19 protein-coding genes and 1 other annotated feature are annotated in these 16,662 nt (G+C 35.2%); of the genes, 4 read left to right on the forward strand and 15 right to left on the reverse strand.

Features of this window, described 5'->3' with window-relative positions; genetic code table 11:
• Window positions 1-13 precede the first annotated feature (13 nt).
• The 4 genes from etfB to ACIQ7L_RS18005 all read right to left on the reverse strand — a co-directional run bounded on the left by etfB (window position 14) and on the right by ACIQ7L_RS18005 (window position 4,038).
• Window positions 14-787 carry an electron transfer flavoprotein subunit beta gene (gene etfB / locus ACIQ7L_RS17990; RefSeq protein WP_097898335.1) on the reverse strand — a complete coding sequence of 258 codons (774 nt, stop codon included), beginning with the start codon at window positions 785-787 and terminating at the stop codon, window positions 14-16.
• A gap of 78 nt (window positions 788-865) precedes the next feature.
• A complete protein-coding gene (locus tag ACIQ7L_RS17995) occupies window positions 866-1,642 on the reverse strand; it encodes an enoyl-CoA hydratase (RefSeq protein WP_400570821.1) in 777 nt (258 codons plus the stop codon).
• Window positions 1,643-1,657: 15 nt separating this feature from the next.
• A complete protein-coding gene (locus tag ACIQ7L_RS18000) occupies window positions 1,658-2,242 on the reverse strand; it encodes a TetR/AcrR family transcriptional regulator (RefSeq protein ID WP_483861809.1) in 585 nt (194 codons plus the stop codon).
• A 110-nt stretch (window positions 2,243-2,352) separates the two neighbouring features.
• Window positions 2,353-4,038, reverse strand: coding sequence for a long-chain-fatty-acid--CoA ligase (locus tag ACIQ7L_RS18005; RefSeq protein WP_400570823.1), 1,686 nt, complete (start codon window positions 4,036-4,038; stop codon window positions 2,353-2,355).
• Window positions 4,039-4,264: 226 nt separating this feature from the next.
• Between ACIQ7L_RS18005 and ACIQ7L_RS18010 the strand changes: the two genes are divergently transcribed.
• Both ACIQ7L_RS18010 and ACIQ7L_RS18015 read left to right on the forward strand, forming a co-directional pair.
• On the forward strand, window positions 4,265-4,768 hold the full coding sequence (locus ACIQ7L_RS18010; protein WP_400570824.1) for a DinB family protein: 504 nt from the start codon (window positions 4,265-4,267) through the stop codon (window positions 4,766-4,768).
• 128 nt (window positions 4,769-4,896) lie between these two features.
• Window positions 4,897-5,229, forward strand: a complete 333-nt coding sequence (locus ACIQ7L_RS18015) for a YfjL-like protein (RefSeq protein WP_400570893.1) — start codon at window positions 4,897-4,899, stop codon at window positions 5,227-5,229.
• 65 nt (window positions 5,230-5,294) lie between these two features.
• Here ACIQ7L_RS18015 and ACIQ7L_RS18020 read toward each other — a convergent pair whose 3' ends face one another.
• From ACIQ7L_RS18020 to ACIQ7L_RS18055, 8 genes are all read right to left on the reverse strand, one after another.
• Window positions 5,295-5,990: an ABC transporter permease gene (locus ACIQ7L_RS18020; protein WP_400570826.1), complete on the reverse strand. Its 696-nt coding sequence runs from the start codon at window positions 5,988-5,990 to the stop codon at window positions 5,295-5,297.
• Between the two features lie 314 nt (window positions 5,991-6,304).
• A complete protein-coding gene (locus ACIQ7L_RS18025; RefSeq protein ID WP_400570827.1) occupies window positions 6,305-6,475 on the reverse strand; it encodes a hypothetical protein in 171 nt (56 codons plus the stop codon).
• A 268-nt stretch (window positions 6,476-6,743) separates the two neighbouring features.
• Window positions 6,744-7,616, reverse strand: coding sequence for a DUF4097 family beta strand repeat-containing protein (locus ACIQ7L_RS18030; RefSeq protein ID WP_400570828.1), 873 nt, complete (start codon window positions 7,614-7,616; stop codon window positions 6,744-6,746).
• Between the two features lie 55 nt (window positions 7,617-7,671).
• The gene (locus ACIQ7L_RS18035; RefSeq protein ID WP_400570829.1) at window positions 7,672-8,376 is read right to left on the reverse strand and encodes an ABC transporter permease; all 705 of its coding nucleotides are present in this window, start codon (window positions 8,374-8,376) and stop codon (window positions 7,672-7,674) included.
• 294 nt (window positions 8,377-8,670) lie between these two features.
• Window positions 8,671-9,354, reverse strand: a complete 684-nt coding sequence (locus tag ACIQ7L_RS18040) for an ABC transporter permease (protein ID WP_400570830.1) — start codon at window positions 9,352-9,354, stop codon at window positions 8,671-8,673.
• Window positions 9,347-10,270 carry an ABC transporter ATP-binding protein gene (locus ACIQ7L_RS18045; protein WP_400570832.1) on the reverse strand — a complete coding sequence of 308 codons (924 nt, stop codon included), beginning with the start codon at window positions 10,268-10,270 and terminating at the stop codon, window positions 9,347-9,349. The genes ACIQ7L_RS18040 and ACIQ7L_RS18045 overlap by 8 nt, the downstream gene beginning before the upstream one ends.
• 126 nt (window positions 10,271-10,396) lie before the next feature.
• Window positions 10,397-11,332 carry a sensor histidine kinase gene (locus ACIQ7L_RS18050; protein WP_400570833.1) on the reverse strand — a complete coding sequence of 312 codons (936 nt, stop codon included), beginning with the start codon at window positions 11,330-11,332 and terminating at the stop codon, window positions 10,397-10,399.
• A gap of 1 nt (window position 11,333) precedes the next feature.
• Complete coding sequence (locus ACIQ7L_RS18055; RefSeq protein WP_400570834.1) at window positions 11,334-12,026, reverse strand: response regulator transcription factor; 693 nt, start codon at window positions 12,024-12,026, stop codon at window positions 11,334-11,336.
• Between the two features lie 170 nt (window positions 12,027-12,196).
• Here ACIQ7L_RS18055 and ACIQ7L_RS18060 point away from each other — a divergent pair, with 170 nt between their 5' ends.
• Both ACIQ7L_RS18060 and ACIQ7L_RS18065 read left to right on the forward strand, forming a co-directional pair.
• Window positions 12,197-12,370 carry a hypothetical protein gene (locus tag ACIQ7L_RS18060; RefSeq protein ID WP_400570835.1) on the forward strand — a complete coding sequence of 58 codons (174 nt, stop codon included), beginning with the start codon at window positions 12,197-12,199 and terminating at the stop codon, window positions 12,368-12,370.
• Window positions 12,371-12,565 carry a YwbE family protein gene (locus ACIQ7L_RS18065; protein ID WP_006096211.1) on the forward strand — a complete coding sequence of 65 codons (195 nt, stop codon included), beginning with the start codon at window positions 12,371-12,373 and terminating at the stop codon, window positions 12,563-12,565.
• 90 nt (window positions 12,566-12,655) lie between these two features.
• Here ACIQ7L_RS18065 and ACIQ7L_RS18070 read toward each other — a convergent pair whose 3' ends face one another.
• The 3 genes from ACIQ7L_RS18070 to ACIQ7L_RS18080 form a co-directional block, all read right to left on the reverse strand.
• Complete coding sequence (locus tag ACIQ7L_RS18070) at window positions 12,656-13,855, reverse strand: class I SAM-dependent rRNA methyltransferase (RefSeq protein ID WP_400570836.1); 1,200 nt, start codon at window positions 13,853-13,855, stop codon at window positions 12,656-12,658.
• A 149-nt stretch (window positions 13,856-14,004) separates the two neighbouring features.
• Entirely contained in the window at window positions 14,005-15,330 is a 1,326-nt protein-coding gene (brnQ6, locus tag ACIQ7L_RS18075; RefSeq protein WP_400570837.1) for a branched-chain amino acid transport system II carrier protein BrnQ6, read from the reverse strand.
• 117 nt (window positions 15,331-15,447) lie between these two features.
• Window positions 15,448-15,699: a binding site (T-box leader), on the reverse strand.
• A 117-nt stretch (window positions 15,700-15,816) separates the two neighbouring features.
• Window positions 15,817-16,506, reverse strand: coding sequence for a pseudouridine synthase (locus ACIQ7L_RS18080; protein WP_400570838.1), 690 nt, complete (start codon window positions 16,504-16,506; stop codon window positions 15,817-15,819).
• Window positions 16,507-16,662: the final 156 nt, after the last annotated feature.

Here is a 16,662-nt window from a genome sequence, read left to right on the forward strand (position 1 = left end):
ATTTCGTATTTTATTAGATTACTTTCGCTTCTGTATGGAGCAACGATACAAGTTCTTTTACTTGATCTTGCAGCTCGCCTTGTAACACTTTTCCTGCATCTTTCTTAGGAGGTAAATAAATTTCAATTGTTTTTGTTTTTGCCTCCACATCATCTTCCTCTAAATCTAGATCATCTAATTCTAATTCTTCAAGCGGTTTTTTCTTCGCTTTCATAATTCCTGGAAGCGATGGATAACGTGGTTCATTTAAGCCTTGCTGCGCTGTTACTAAAAGCGGTAGTGACGTTTCAATCACTTCTGTATCGCCTTCAACATCGCGCTCAATCTTCACGTTTGTACCGTCAATCTCAAGCTTTGTAATTGTTGTTACGTATGGAATATTTAACGCTTCAGCTACACGTGGTCCAACTTGTCCAGATGCACCATCAATCGCTACGTTTCCACCTAAGATTAAATCGACTTCTTTATCTTTTAAATACTCAGCAAGCACTTTTGCTGTTGTAAATTGGTCCCCATTTTCAACATCATCTTCAATATTAATTAATACCGCTTTATCACAGCCCATCGCTAGCGCAGTGCGAAGTTCTTTTTCGCTTTCTTCACCGCCAACTGTTACAACTGTAATTTCACCGCCTTGTGCATCTCTTACTTGAATTGCTTCTTCAATCGCATATTCATCGTAAGGGTTGATGATGAATTCCGCTTCGCCATCATAAATTGCACCGTTTTTAATTACAATTTTTTCTTCTGTATCAAATGTTCGTTTCATGAGTACGTAGATGTTCATTCCATTTACCCCCTTGTTTTTCAGAAAGATTCCGTCAATTTTAATATTCTGTTAATTTATATTAAAAAAATAATTGGACTACCTACCACTAAATGAAGGTTTACGCTTTTCTAAAAAAGCTGCTACACCTTCTCTTCCATCTTCACCTGTAAACACTTCACCAAAGATTTGTGCCTCACGCTGTACACCTTCATAGTAATGAGATGATTTTGTTGTTTGCAGTAACTCTAACACAGCACGAATTGTCGCCGGACTTTTCACGGCGATTTGTTTTGCGATTTGAAGCGTATCCTCTAAAAGCGACTCTTCGGAAAATACACCATTAACAAGTCCCCACTCTAATGCCTGTGTACCTGTAATCGGTGTACTTGTTAGCATCATCTCGCAAGCCTTTGCTTTACCAACATAGCGAGGTAAACGCTGCGTTCCTGCAAAACCAGGAATCAATCCAAGTGTTAACTCTGGCAAACCAAGCTTTGCACTTTCAGTTACAAATCGCATGTGGCAAGACATAGCGAATTCAAGGCCACCGCCAAGTGCCGCTCCATGAATTGCCGCAATGACTGGTTTTGAGCATTTTTCTACACGCTCAAAAGTAACTTGTCCAAGCTGTGCTAACTCGGTTGCTTGCTTCGCTTCCTCAACAGAAGTAAATTCTTTAATATCTGCTCCTGCTGAGAAGAAGCGCCCTTCGCCATGAAGAACGATAACGCGGACATTATCATCCTTTTCGACTTGATCAATTAATTCAGTAACGTCGTGCATAACTTGTGAAGACATAGCGTTAGCTGGCGGATGATTTAATTTCACCACTGCGATATGATCTTCTACTGTTACAGATAGGAACTTCAACATGATCCCTCCCCATTATTAACGATGACCACAAGCTGAAATAAGCAGCCCATGTACCGTTTTTGAAAGTGCGATCAAATCATATTTATGATCGCTCATTACCCAATTGGTCACAACTTCATCTACTGTTCCAAAGATCATTTGTCTTGCCACACGGACATTTAAATCCGCTTGAAATTCGCCTTGCCTTATACCCGTTTCTAAAATCTCATCGATGACTTGTAAGTATCCTTTTAATACTTCATTTATTTTAAGGCGTAGTTCTTGGTTGGATTGCCTGAGCTCTAGTTGTGTAACGATAGCAAGAGGATCATTTTGTGACAACAGCAAGAAGTGCGTTTCTACCAACATAAATAACTTCTCTACAGCGCTCTCAATTCCTGCTGTTTTTTGACGAATTGTTTCAATAAATTCTCCCATCTTCTCTTGGAATAAGGAAATTAATATATCTTCTTTATTTTTAAAATATAAATAAATGGTTCCATCAGCTACCCCAGCTTGCTTCGCAATTTTAGAAACTTGCGCCTGATGATATCCATTCTCTGCGATTACAATAACCGCAGCATCAATAATTTGATTATATTTTGGTCTATTTTTTTTCACTTTACTGTCCCCTTCAAGCAGATGACTGACTGAATGAGTGGTCATTCATATTTTAATAATACTGACTATTTCAATAATTGTCAATCCTATATTTTCAAAAAGAAAGGGCCTTAGCCCGTTTGCTCATCCTCTTTCTTTTTCTGCTCTTCCTCTATAAGGACACGGCGTAAAATCTTCCCAACGGTTGTCTTTGGTAAATCACTCCGGAACTCATATATTTTCGGAACTTTATAAGCTGCTAAATATTTACGAGCAAACTGATCCAACTCTTCTTCAGAACAAACTTCACCTTCTTTTAAAACAACGAAAGCTTTTACAGTCTCACCGCGGTACATATCCGGAATACCAATAACAACCACTTCCTGCACCTTTTCGTGCTCATAAAGTACTTCTTCAACTTCACGCGGATATACATTAAAACCACTAGCAACAATCATATCTTTCTTACGATCTTTTACATAGAAAAATCCATCTTCATCCATATAACCAACATCGCCAGTGTGTAGCCAACCGTCTTGTAATACTGCCGCGGTTTCCTCTGTTTTATTCCAATATCCCTTCATTATTTGAGGACCTTTTACAACGATTTCACCAATTTCACCTGAAGGTAAAGCTTCTCCCGTTTCAAGCGACATAATGCATGCATCTGTGTCTGGCCACGGAACACCAATACTTCCTGGCACACGCTTTTCCCATAAAAAATTACCATGTGTGACTGGAGATGACTCTGTCAATCCATATCCTTCTACTAACTTACCACCTGTAATCTTTTCAAATTGCTCTTGCACCTCTACTGGAAGCGGTGCAGAACCACTAATACAAGCGCGAATGGAAGAAATATCATATTCCTTAAGAAGCGGGCTATTTAAAAGGGCAATATAAATTGTCGGAGCCCCTGGAAATAGTGTAACTTTATGTTTTTTAATTGCTTCAAACACCATTTTCATATCAAACTTCGGAACAAGCACCATTTTATACCCTTGCATAATGGCTAAATTCATTACAGCTGTCATTCCATACACATGGAAAAACGGAAGGACACCAAGAATGACTTCTTCTCCCTCTATACAGTTATATAACCAATGTACGCCCATCAACGTATTCGATACAAGATTTTTATGCGTGAGCATAACTCCTTTTGGAAAACCTGTTGTACCTCCCGTATATTGTAAGAGTGCTAAATCATTTTCAGGGTCACACGGCACTTCTACCATTTCATCACTTTCTTTTTCTACCGATTTCCAAACATGAATCGTATCACTTTCCGTTACTGTTACAACAAGATTACTTTGCTTCTTTTGTACAAATGGATAGAGAAAATTTTTTGGAAATGGCAAAAAGTCAGCAATGCGGGTTACAATAACATGCTCCACCTTTGTAGCAGACTGAATATTAGTGACTTTCGGGAAAACTAGGTCAACACAAAGAATAACTTTCGCCCCAGAATCATGGAGCTGATATTCTAACTCCCTCTCTGTATAAAGGGGATTTGTTTGTACAACTATACCACCTACAAGTAACGTACCATAATATCCAATCACAGCTTGCGGGCAATTAGGTAACATAATCGCCACTCGGTCACCTTTTTTCACACCAAGCCTTTTCAGGTAATTTGCAAATTGTCTCACCTTACGATCTAGCTCTGCAAATGTAATATCTTTCCCTAAAAAATGAAGCGCTTTCTTTTTTGGGTACCGAGAAGACATCTTCTGTAAATATACATGGAGCGGCTGCATCTCATAAGAAATTGTATGTGGAATTTCCTTTGGGTAATTTTTTAGCCAAGGTTTTTCCATCCTTATTCCTCCTTCCTGTTCTTACAAAAATAAAATGAATGTCCATTCATGATGATTGTTTTCATTATATTATAGTCATAACAGTGTTACAATCATAATATTCTGACTTTTGCACAACTATTCATTCATGAACTCACCCTATATGTACTAGCTTAAAAATTCATGAAAGGAAAAACCTCCTCCTTTCACGAATGTACCATATGAATGTAACCATAGGAGGGATAACATGTACCAAACAATTGAGGGGTTTTTAAGAGCATGGAAATATGAGGCTGATTCTACACAAAGAGTGTTAGATGCATTAACTGATGAATCATTATCGCAAGAGATTGCACCTGGCCATTGGGCTTTAGGCAAAGTTGCTTGGCATATCGTCACTGCGATTCCTGTGATGCTATCAGGGACAGGCTTACAATTTGATGTGGAAACAAACGATTCTCCTGTACCAACTTCCGCAAAGACCATTGCAGAAAATTACCGTAAAGTAAATGCATCTTTTGTTGAAGCGATTCAAACGCAGTGGACTGATCAAGATTTAACAACAATTAACGATTTCTTTGGACGTCCCATGCCAAACTCTCTGTTTTTAATGACTCTCATTAACCATCAAAATCACCACCGTGGACAAATGACCGTCTTAATGCGCCAAGCTGGCTTAAAAGTTCCGAGTATTTATGGACCTACAAAAGAAGAATGGGATGCTGCTGATATGGAAGCTCCCAAAATGTAGCAGTATGTTATGATGCTAAAAAAGACAAGGAGACTAAATACCTTGTCTTTTTCTGTAACTTGTTTCATGTGAAACTATTTTCTATACAACGATTAAGTTAAAATAAATTCATACCATTTTACGGAGGAATCACTCAATTGAATAAAAACGTAACTAAAGTAGCCATTCTACTAACTTCTATCATTTGCGTTACCGCTTTATTTCTTCACTTCACATGGAATGGTACTCCATGGAAAAGACAAACCGCCATTTCTGAATCAGAAAATTATATTGTGAAATACTTCGATATAGCTGCGAAAGTCAAAGACACTTCTTACAATCATAAAATGGATAGTTATGAAATCTCATTTGAAACAAATGAAGGTAAGGACTTTATTATCGAATATAAAGGACCAAACCGCTTTGACATTTCTCCAGGAGTTCAGGAGTATTTAAGTCAACACTCTAAAATTACAAAGTAATAAGGCTAAAACATAGAAGTAAAAAAAGAGCTAGCATCGTGCTAACTCTTTTTTACTACTTCTGGTCACGCTGCTAGATCCTCATTCTCAATATTTTTAATTCCATAATAAGCAATTATAATCCCAATAGCTGCAAGCGCGAATTGAAGCGGAAGAAAGGTCGCTAGTGAAAACTCTGGTTGGCTTTGACATGCAATTGCCACAACAACTAAGGAAGAGAGAATTGTTGTTGGTACAGAATATTTACGCATACCAAAGTATAACGGAATTAAACTTGTTCCTGCAGCTGCAATGGCAAAAGGAACCACTTTTATACATTCTTGAATCAACGCATCCATCGTTATTGTATTCGGAATAACTAATATATAGCTATTTAATGTAAAGAAGACACTTACTACAAAAATGTTAGATAATACGACTGTTATAAAGGTTAGCATTGCTGTAATTAATAACTTACTAGCGATGATTTTTTTTCGATTAATCGGATACGAAAACATGAGCAATATTGTTTTGTTTTTATATTCTTCAATTACTAATTTTGCAATTAATACTCCTGCAAAGACAATAAATGTTCCTCTCACCATTGCACTAGCCATTAAAAGCATCATTTGAGGATTTCTTAGTTCTAAATCTCCTTCGATTTGTGACACATAGCCCATAGAAAACAAAAGCGCAACCATCACTATATTTGCGATAATCGCCCCCTTCACATACCACCCAAGCTTACATTTCTTCATTTCTAGCTTCATGAGTTGCAGCATTTCGTTTCCTCCCTAGTTCATCTATATAAATCCATTTTAATTTTTCGACATCTAAATCCCTGTTATACAGAATAAAAAGTAACCTACACTCGTTTGCTCTTTCTGTTTTTACTTCGCATGTGGCAGAAAAAGGCCCTGACCGCTTCTATGCATGGACAGATGCTCTCTCCCACCTAAAAAGAAGGGTTTTATGTCGGTTTTTTAATTGATGTATATATAGTTTATTTAACAAATCTATTCGATCTTTCTTACTGACGTATAAGCAATAAGTAGGCCAATACAAACTAATATAATGGGAATAACAATAAAACTTATCAACTAATCATGTATTTTAAAAACATTCTAATTCCAGTTGTAATTACACTTACTATCCCTATCACCATTAAAACTAAGAAAAACTTCTGCTTTGGATTTCTGTAATATAAGATTCCCCCTATTAAAAGTGCTATAAACCCACCTACTAAATTAAGTACTAATAAATCCATAATCATTCCTCCCTAATTACATTTATTATTAGCTTTTATTATTTTGAATACTGTTGCTATTCCTATCAAAACAACACTTAGTATAGAGTAAATTACTGGTATTCCCATACGTATTGATTCATGGATAAAAAGTAACCTACACTCATTTACTCTTTCTGTTTTCACCTCGCATGTGGCAGAAAAAGGCCCTGACCGCTTCTATGCATGGCCAGATACTCTCTCCCACCTAAAAAGAGGGGTTTTTTGTCGTTTTTTTAATTAATGTATATTATGAGTTTATATTTATAGTTCCTTTTTTACTTAAGAGCTCCACTTTATTTGATGCATCCCCAATCGTGCCTTCTTTTGATTTTTCCGTATTCGTTTTTTTCTTCAATTCGTTTAAATTCACTGTTATATCAGATGAATTACTGTTAGCCGTAAGCATTAATGAAGTCGGAGCTTCTTTATAAGACACTCCAATATCTCCTGATTCTGTTTCTACTAGTAATGATTTTCCTTCTTTTATATCTTTGATTGATACTTCGCCATCTGTTGAGGTAACTTTCATCTTAGGAGTAGTTACATTTGTAATATAGTTATCACCAGTAGTAGAAGATACGGATAGTTCTTTTAATGAACTATCTTTTACACTTAGTTCCCCAGCTTGTGATGTAAATGTACCTTTTTCTGCCGATAATCCTTCAATCTTTTCAGAACCAGATACGTTTGAAAGCACAATATTTTTAGTCGTTACATCGTTCATTTTTATATCACCAGAGCGATTATGCAATATAATCGTATCTACTTCATTCTTTGGAATAGAAATATAGATTGTACCTTTCTTTCCAAAGCTGAATCCTTCAATAAATCCACCTTTTTGATCTTGCTGATTTACTATAATTTTCTTCCCATCATTTTTAACTGTTACAGGATCGTTCTTCTTGTCTTTTTGTTTTCCTTCAGCTGAGATTGTTACTTTTTTTGATTCCGCATTTTTGAACTCAACATTCCAATTTTCATTATTTACTTCTATTTCTTCCACACTATCTACTGTAAAAGAAGTCTCTTTTTCAAAACTCTTTACCCTTACTTCCTTGAGACTAAAAACTACTCCAACAACTACAATTATAAAAATAGATGCTAATATAATTTTCTTCACTTTTTATTCCCCAGTTCATTTTAAGACTACATATCATTCATAATCGTATCTTTCTTTACGCCACATCTATTTTGTCAACTTTATGATAAGAAAGGTAGCCAATTACAAGACCTAATAGACAGAACACAATCGGTATTATAATGAAGTCAAACAAACTAATCTGTCCTCCTCCATTAGAAACAGTTGAATTAATCAATAGCCCAATTAATATAGACGAGGTAATCGTTGTAGGAGTTGATTTTTTTCTCATGCCAAAATATAAAGGAATAAGGCTTACTCCAGCCATCATAAATGCGCTCATAAAAGTAGCTGGAACTGTAGCAATGATTTGCTCCATACTAACAGGTGTTTCAAAGAAACCTATCATTGGATTTAAGAAGAAAATTAACACATTGATGATAAAAGTAGCAATGATTATGCTGAAAAAACAAAATCCAAAGACAATTGCTAACTTCGCTTGCATGAGTTTTTTTCGTTGTAACGGATAGGTAAACAATAATTGCATCGTTTTACTCTTGTATTCATCAATTACTAAACGTGATAAAATAACAGCTGAAAAAATCATAAATGTTGTTCTAATAAAAATATTTGTTAAAGACATAAATCCCGCATAATCTGAAAACATTTGCTCACTCTCAGCTTTAGAACCCCATGCCATAAGAGCAACAGCAACGAAAATTGATACAATACAAATGGCTACTCCTTTAAAATAACGAGATAAGCAATGTTTTTTCCATTCTAGTTTCATAAGTTTAAGCATGTTGTTCTCCTCCATTCATTAGATTTTAAAAATATGTTTCTAATGAGTTATAATTTTCCGTTTCTATCTTCTATATAAATCCATTTTAATTTTTCAACATATAAGTCGCTGCTATGCAGAATAAAACATAACCTGCACTCGCATTCTCCCTCTGTTTTCACCCTTGTATGTGGCAGGCAAAGGCCCTGACCACTTCTGTGCATGGCCAAATGCTCTCGTCCATCTAAAAAGAAAGAGGGTTTTAGATTGGTTTTTCAACTTGTATTTATATATTTCCTACTCTTTAAACTCGCCTTATTTAAACAAATCTACCTGTTCAATCTTTCTTATTGCCATATAAGCGATCAACAAACCAACACAAGCTAATATAATAGGAATAGCAACAAAATCAAATAATGTACCTCCAGCCCCCCTACCTGAATTTAACAATGCTACAATTACTATCGCTGACACAATCGTTGTGCGCACGGAATATTTTTTCATTCCAAAGTATATTGGGATTAAACTAATTCCCGTTGCTGCTAATGCATTCATGAATAGTTTTAATACATTTTGGATTAAAATTGATACGGTTAATGATCCCGTAATGACTGGATGATACAAATTGAATATATAAACAACGCCAAAAATGATAAGATCTGAAATCATAATAAAGCAAAGTGTAAAAAGAATAATAATAAACATTTTTGCAAACATCATTTTTTTACGATTAATTGGATACATAAATAGCACTGTCATCGTCTTTTCTTGAAACTCTTGAATAATAAATTTTGCAATTAGACTTGCTCCGAAAATCATAAACACTCCTCGTGAAAAAGTGTCAATGATTGCAAACGTTTGATTATATCCATTTACTCCTGCTTCATCCCATAATATCAACGGAATACATATAGAAAGAATACATATTGCAATAAGTGCCCCTCTAATAACCGGCCACAACTTAAATTTCATAAGCTCGAGTCTTATTAAATTAAGCATGGATTCCCTCTCCATTCACTAGATTTAAGAAATACTCTTCTAATGAACTATGTTTTTTGTTTATACTTTCAATTTCCACATCATTCATGATTAATGCTTTAGAAATTTCTTGCTGCGTCACTGTCATTTCATACACGCGAATCATACTTTCACTCATTATTTTGTAATTTGTTATGCTAAGTTTATTTTCTAAAATATAAGCCGCACGTTTCACATCTTGAACTTGAATTTCAATATACTCCGTTTGCTTACCATTAATGCTTTTCATAGAAACTTCTTTTATTAATTTTCCATTTTGAATGACCCCAATTGTATCTGCCATCTGCTCCATTTCACCTAAAATATGACTAGAGACTAATAGAGTAATTCCATATTCTTTGCAAAGCATTTTAAATAGGTCGCGCAGTTCTCTAATACCGATTGGATCTAACCCGTTGATTGGTTCATCTAAAATTAATAGCTCCGGTTTTGTCAAAATTGCTCTGGCAATTCCTAACCTTTGCTTCATCCCCAGTGAGAAGTCTTTTACTTTTTTATTCTCCACGTTGTGCAAGTTGACAAGATCTAATGCGTGCTCAATCTCCTTCTTGTCGTAGTAACCCATATATTCACAATGGAGGTGCAAATTTTCTTTAGCTGTTAATTTGTCATAAAAGATTGGATATTCAATAATTGTTCCCATTCGTTTTAACACGTCATAAGATGTATCTGTTAATTTCTCACCGAAAATTTCAATATCCCCACTCGTTGGTTTTATTAAATTTGTAATCATTTTCATAATTGTTGTTTTACCAGCACCATTAGGTCCTAAAAAGCCGTAGATTTCTCCTTTTTTTACATGCATATTAACCCCAGAGATCACTTCTTTCCCCTCAAATACTTTTGTTAACTGATTTGTTTTTAATACATAGGACATATCATTTTCCCCTTTCGCTTCCACTTCATACTCCTATCATAGACAATGAAAGTCTCTTTTTTCTTACCCATTCCTTACAAATTCCTTACGTTCAAAAAAAGCTTGTAGAATACTCTTTTCTACAAGCTAAAACTCTATTTTTTTCAGCATAATTGTAAATACTGTCTTCTCATATGGCATACTGGAAAGATGAATTTCTCCGCCTAAAGCTTCTACCAGTCGTTTTGTAATCGTAAGCCCAAGGCCGCTTCCTTGATACAATCGGTTCCTCGAATCCTCTAACGTATACATACGTTCAAATACTTTATCAATATGAGATTCATCAATTCCTTTCCCGCGGTCCCATACCTCAACATACACGCACCTATCATCTTCTCTTAATGTAATGCCAAGTGTTTTTCCGTCATACCCATACGCAATCGCATTGGATATTAAATTATTTAACACCCTACCTAATACTTCTGCATTTCCAAGTGCATACACATTCTTCTCAGGTATATCAATATGTACCTCAAACCCTTTCGTCGTTACTAAATCATAAAAGGATAAAATTTTCTCTCGGCACACTTCATTCATATTCACCTTTGTCATTTCGATTGCTTTATCTCCAGATTCTAATTTCGCTAAATCAAAAAATTTATGAATGAGTTCCATGACTTCTAGTGTTTTCAAATGCACCTTTTCTAGCAATGTTTGTTGTTCCTCTTTACTCATCGTTTTATCTGCATTTAACATTTCTGCATATCCAAGAATAACAGTGAGCGGCGTTTTTAAGTCATGCGAGATGTTAGAAAGCATCTTTCGCATCGAAATTTCAACCTTTGCATGCTCAGCATTCGTTTTTTGTTTCGCATCTAATAAATGATTAATCGCTACTAATAATTTTTGTAGTTCTTTATCATCTGTCACAACTAATAATTTCTCACCTGTTTGCTGCTTTACAATATCCTGTAACTTTTCATATGTATAACGTACATTGGCACTCTTGCTTTTCTGTGTTCGATATTGAAAATAAATAACACCTAATAATATGAAGATAACGATCGTTAAAAAAGAGAGCATACTACATCACTTCCAACTTATAACCAATGCCCCATAATGTTTTAATATATTCTGGATTAGAAGGATCATCTTCAATCTTTTCACGCAACCGTCTCATATGAACATTAATCACATTATCATCTCCATAATATTCTTCATTCCAAATCAGGTTATAAATTTGTGCTTTTGTAAATACACGATTTTGATTCTTCACAAATAGTTTTAAAATCTCAAATTCTTTCAAAGTCAGTTTTAGCTGTTTTTCTTTTTTTTGCACAGTGAAATTAATCAGATCAATTTTCAAATCACCAATCTCAATCGTTTCTTCTTTCTGCTCCGTGGCTGAATACTTTGTAGATCTTCGAATACTTGCCTTTACCCGAGCTGCCAGTTCAATCATAGAGAATGGTTTACAGATGTAGTCATCTGCTCCGAGGCCTAAACCAATCGCCTTATCAACATCCGTATCTTTTGCGGACATCATTAAAATCGGCACAGCACTTTTTTCACGAATGATTCTCACAACCTCTAAACCATCTAATTTCGGCATCATGATATCAAGAATGATCAAATCAAAAGAGCCTTTTAAAAATTTTATAACTCCTTCTTCTCCATCAGATGCGATTGTGATTCGAAACCCCTCTTTTGTTAAATATGTCTCGACCATTTCTTGAATCGAAATGTCGTCTTCTACTAATAAAATATGATGCGACATGCTTCTATCCCCTTTTTTTACAAACATTAACAATTTAATTGTAACTGAAGTCTATAAATGTGAAAAGAATTATATGAAAATTCAATCTGACTTCATTTCTTTTCATAACAATGTTATGATGGAATTCACGACTATTGTTTATAATTAACCTAATATAAAGGAGTTTTACCATGTCAGAAAATAAAAAAGTAAGCCTAGCTGATTTAATGCGCGAACAACTTGCGAAGAAAAAGCAAGGAAATGGAAATGGTGCAAATGCGACAAACCAAAACCAAGCAACGAAGAAATTACAAAGTCAACAAACGAAGAAAACAAACAACCAACGTAGACGTACAGGTGTGTAAATGAACGGACAAAAACGTGCTAACATTTCACCAGGCCTTGAAGTTGATATTGTGTTAAAGAAAGATCAACGTACTGGTACACTCACTCGAGGAATTGTAAAAGATATTTTGACAAACTCACCGTCTCATCCGCACGGCATTAAAGTACGATTGCAAGATGGACAGGTTGGCAGAGTGCAACATATTGTGCAATAAAAAAAAGAGCTCATGTGAAATTGAGCTCCTTTTCTTACGTCTTTTTTGTCTGTAAGTCGATATATTGGAAAAAACGCTGATATATTGTGATTAACCTTTGATTTTTTCGATGAACACTACTTTTAAATAGTTACCTTCTCTGAATTGATCAATTGTACGGAAATCTTCTGGCAGTGAATGTTCTTCTAATATTTTGTATTTGCCATTCATTTCTTTAAATGCTGTATCGATAAAGCATTTAAATTTTTTCATATCGAATGTACTACAGTTTGTGGAAGCGACGATAATACCGTTGTTTTCTGTAATTGCCATTGTCTCTTTTAATAAGTTTTTGTAGTCCTTCGCCGCACTAAATGTATATTTTTTAGAACGTGCAAAGCTTGGTGGGTCTAATACAACCATGTCAAACTTCATTTGTTTCTTTGCTGCATATTTAAAGTAATGGAATACATCTTCCACAATAATATCTTGTGCTTCATAATCAATTCCGTTTACACTAAATTGCTCAATTGTTTTACTTAAGCTACGGTTAGCAAGGTCAACACTTGTTGTTTTTGTCGCTCCGCCAAGTGCTGCGAATACTGAGAAAGCACCTGTATAAGAGAACATATTTAACACTGTTTTTCCTTTTGCATATGTGTCACGAATTTGTTTTCGAACATTGCGCTGATCTAAAAATACACCAACCATCGCCCCATCGTTTAAATAAACCGCAAAGTTTACACCGTTCTCTTTCACGATGATTGGGAACTCACCGCGTTCTCCTGTAACAAAGTCATCGTCTTCCATATACTTTCCTTTTGTATCAAAACGTTTCTTCTGATAGATGCCTTTGAAGTTTGCTACTTTTTGAAGAGCTCCAATGATTTCATTTTTAAAGGCATAAATCCCTTCGCTATACCAGCTTATTACATAATACCCATCGTAATAATCAATGATTAAGCCGCCAATTCCATCGCCTTCACCGTTTACGACGCGGAATGCAGTCGTATCATTCGATTTATAAAAACCTTTTCGTTTATGTAGCGCCGACTTGATTTTTCTCTCAAAGAAAGATTGGTCAATGTGCTCTTGTTCTTTTCTTGTTAAAATCCAGCCGTATCCTTTATTTTGCTTTCCGTAATAGCCTTTTCCAAGAAATTGATTCTTCTCATCAAGCAGGTTAATAATTGTACCTTCTTCACGAACATCATGTAAATTTTGAATTGCATCTTTTAAAATAAGCGGGTATCCACTTCTAATTTCTTTTATAAATTTTGGTTTTATCTTTACAGTTACTTCTGATCGCATGTAATGTCTTCCCTTCCATCTGAATGCTTTCTACCTATTAGGAAGCATTTAAAAAACGAGGCTTAAAAGTAGCCTCGTTTCACTATACCATATTATTGCTTTGCTAGTACAACCAGCTCATCACCTGGCACAACCGTTATATATTATAACTATTTCTCTATAACAACATCTTCCTTCTGAAAAACAGAAACAACATATCCAACAAACATACCGATTATTCCTGGAATAAGCCATCCAATTCCTACATTATAGAACGGAATTTTTTCTAAAATAGGTGCAAGTGCTGCAATTTGAATATGCGCATTGTGTAAACCATCAAAGAAGCTAATTGCAAATGCTCCTATAATACCACCTACATACATCGCTAACGGAATACGAATATAATTTTCAACTAGTGATAATACAATAAGCACAATCCCAATCGGATAAATTGTAATTAAGATTGGTAATGCCAATGCAATTAGCTGTGTTAAACCAAGGTTTGCTACCATAAATGCTAGTGCGCAGAAAATGAAAACGACTTTTTGATAAGAGAGCTTTGGTAGTAATCCAGAGAAAAACTCTCCGCAAGCTGCAACGATTCCAACAGAAGTTGTTAAACATGCTGCTGTGATTGCTACGCCCAGTAATAAAGTGCCGTAACTACCAAATAAATAATTAACAATGTTTGTTAAAATAACACCGCCGTTTTCTCCCATTCCAAGAGACACACTAGAAGCTCCAAGATAAGCAAGCGCTAAGTAAATAATTAATAAAGCAAATGCAGCAACCATTCCTGCAATAATTGTTACTCTCGCGATACTTTTCTTATCTGTAATTCCTTTTCCTTTTAAAGTATTAACAACTACATTTCCAAAAACAAGCGCTGCTAATCCATCTAATGTTAAATACCCATCGATAAACCCTTTAAAAAGCGGATTTTTATATGTTTCTGTTGGTGCACCAAACTCACCTATTGGTGAAATCAGTGCTTTCACTACAATAACTGCAATAATAGCTAATAAAATTGGAGTTAGTACTTTCCCAATGCGCCCTACTAGTTTCGAAGGGTTTAATGCTAAATAAAAAGTAACTGCAAAGAAAATGAATGTAAACATAACGAGTGGATATGCCTCGCCAACTATTGAACTTGGTAAAAATGGAGTAACCACCATTTCGTAAGCAACAGTTCCTGTACGTGGTACACTTACAAATACACCTAAGCATAAATAAATTGCAACTATGAAAACAAGTGCAAACAACGGGTGCACACGACCTGCTAATTCATTGATATCTCCTTTTAAAGCGATGGCGATGACTCCTAGTAAAGGAAGCCCTACACCTGTAATAACAAAACCAAACAATGCAATCCATACATCTGTTCCAGCCCCTTGTCCTAATGCTGGCGGGAAAATCATATTCCCTGCACCGAAGAAGAGCGCAAATAACATTAAACTGATCGCAAATATTTCAGACAACTTTAAAGATGATTTCATTTTCGTTTACCTCCTAAAAAATAAAATAGACGAAATATTCAGAAATACAAAACCATTACATGTCCTCTTTTCATCCAACTCCCCTTATAAAAGAACGCAAAAAACACTCGTCCCTAACAAAGGGACGAGTGTTGAAATCGTGGTTCCACCCTTATTCTAATAAAATGAGTTTATAACAAAATAAGCCCATTTTATAGCTCGTGTAAATTAATAACGGTTTTATCCGCCAAGAATTACAATGCATCATGCAGTTCACTCTTGAAGTTTAGAGATGGTAAGTATACCTTTTCGTATTAGGAAGCTCACAGCCTAAGGCTTCCCTCTCTGGGAATCGTAAAAAATAACTCGTGTTCTCATCATTACTTTTTAAAATATTTTGTCGAATCTTGTTGTTTTTTATTATATGGGCTATTTTTAAAAAAATCAATAGTTTTATTTTTTCTGACAAAAAAATAAAAAAGAGAACAAGCATAGCCCTTTCTCCCCTTATAGTTGTTCCAGTAGTTCTTGTAATTCTTGCTCTGTGACATTTCGCCACTTTCCGGCCTCTAATCCATCAAGTTTCATATTCATAATTCTTACGCGTTTTAGTTTCGTTACTGTGTATCCAAAAGCCCGGCTCATTCGGCGAATTTGCCTATTCATTCCTTGCGTTAAAATAATTCGAAATGTCGAGTTATCTATTCGCGTCACTTTACATGGCTTTGTCATTCCGTCTTTAATTTTCACGCCCTGTGACATTTCATCAATAAACCAATCTGTAAATGGCTTATCGACTGTTACAATATATTCTTTTTCGTGCTCATGATCCCCGTGTAAAATTTGATTAGCAATTGCTCCATCATTCGTTAATAAAATCAATCCTTCTGATGCTTTATCTAAACGACCAACTGGAAAAATTCTCTCCGGATGATTGATATAATCGATGATGTTTCCTTCAATATGTTCCGCTGCAGTACAAGTAATACCAACTGGCTTGTGAAAGGCAATATAGATTTTTTCTTTGTTCGCTTTTTCAATTTTTTCACCATCAATTGTTACAATATCTTCAGGTGTAACAATCGCACCATGCATACAAACTTCGCCGTTAATTGCCACGCGGCCCGCTTTAATGAGGCGGTCTGTTTCTCGCCTTGAGCAAGACAATGCTTCGCTTATAAATTGGTTAATTTTCATGTCGTATTCCTTTTTCCTATAGATTATCCGAAAAGAAAAAACATCAATCTCAGGCGATATAATCATGCTGAGATTGATGCTTCTTTACTTCGCAAAAACCACTAAATAAATAACCCCAATCACCAAAAATATGCCGCAACAAGCTAACAATACTTT

Origin of the sequence: Bacillus sp. NPDC094106 (assembly GCF_044764345.1) — a bacterium.
Taxonomy (GTDB): domain Bacteria; phylum Bacillota; class Bacilli; order Bacillales; family Bacillaceae_G; genus Bacillus_A.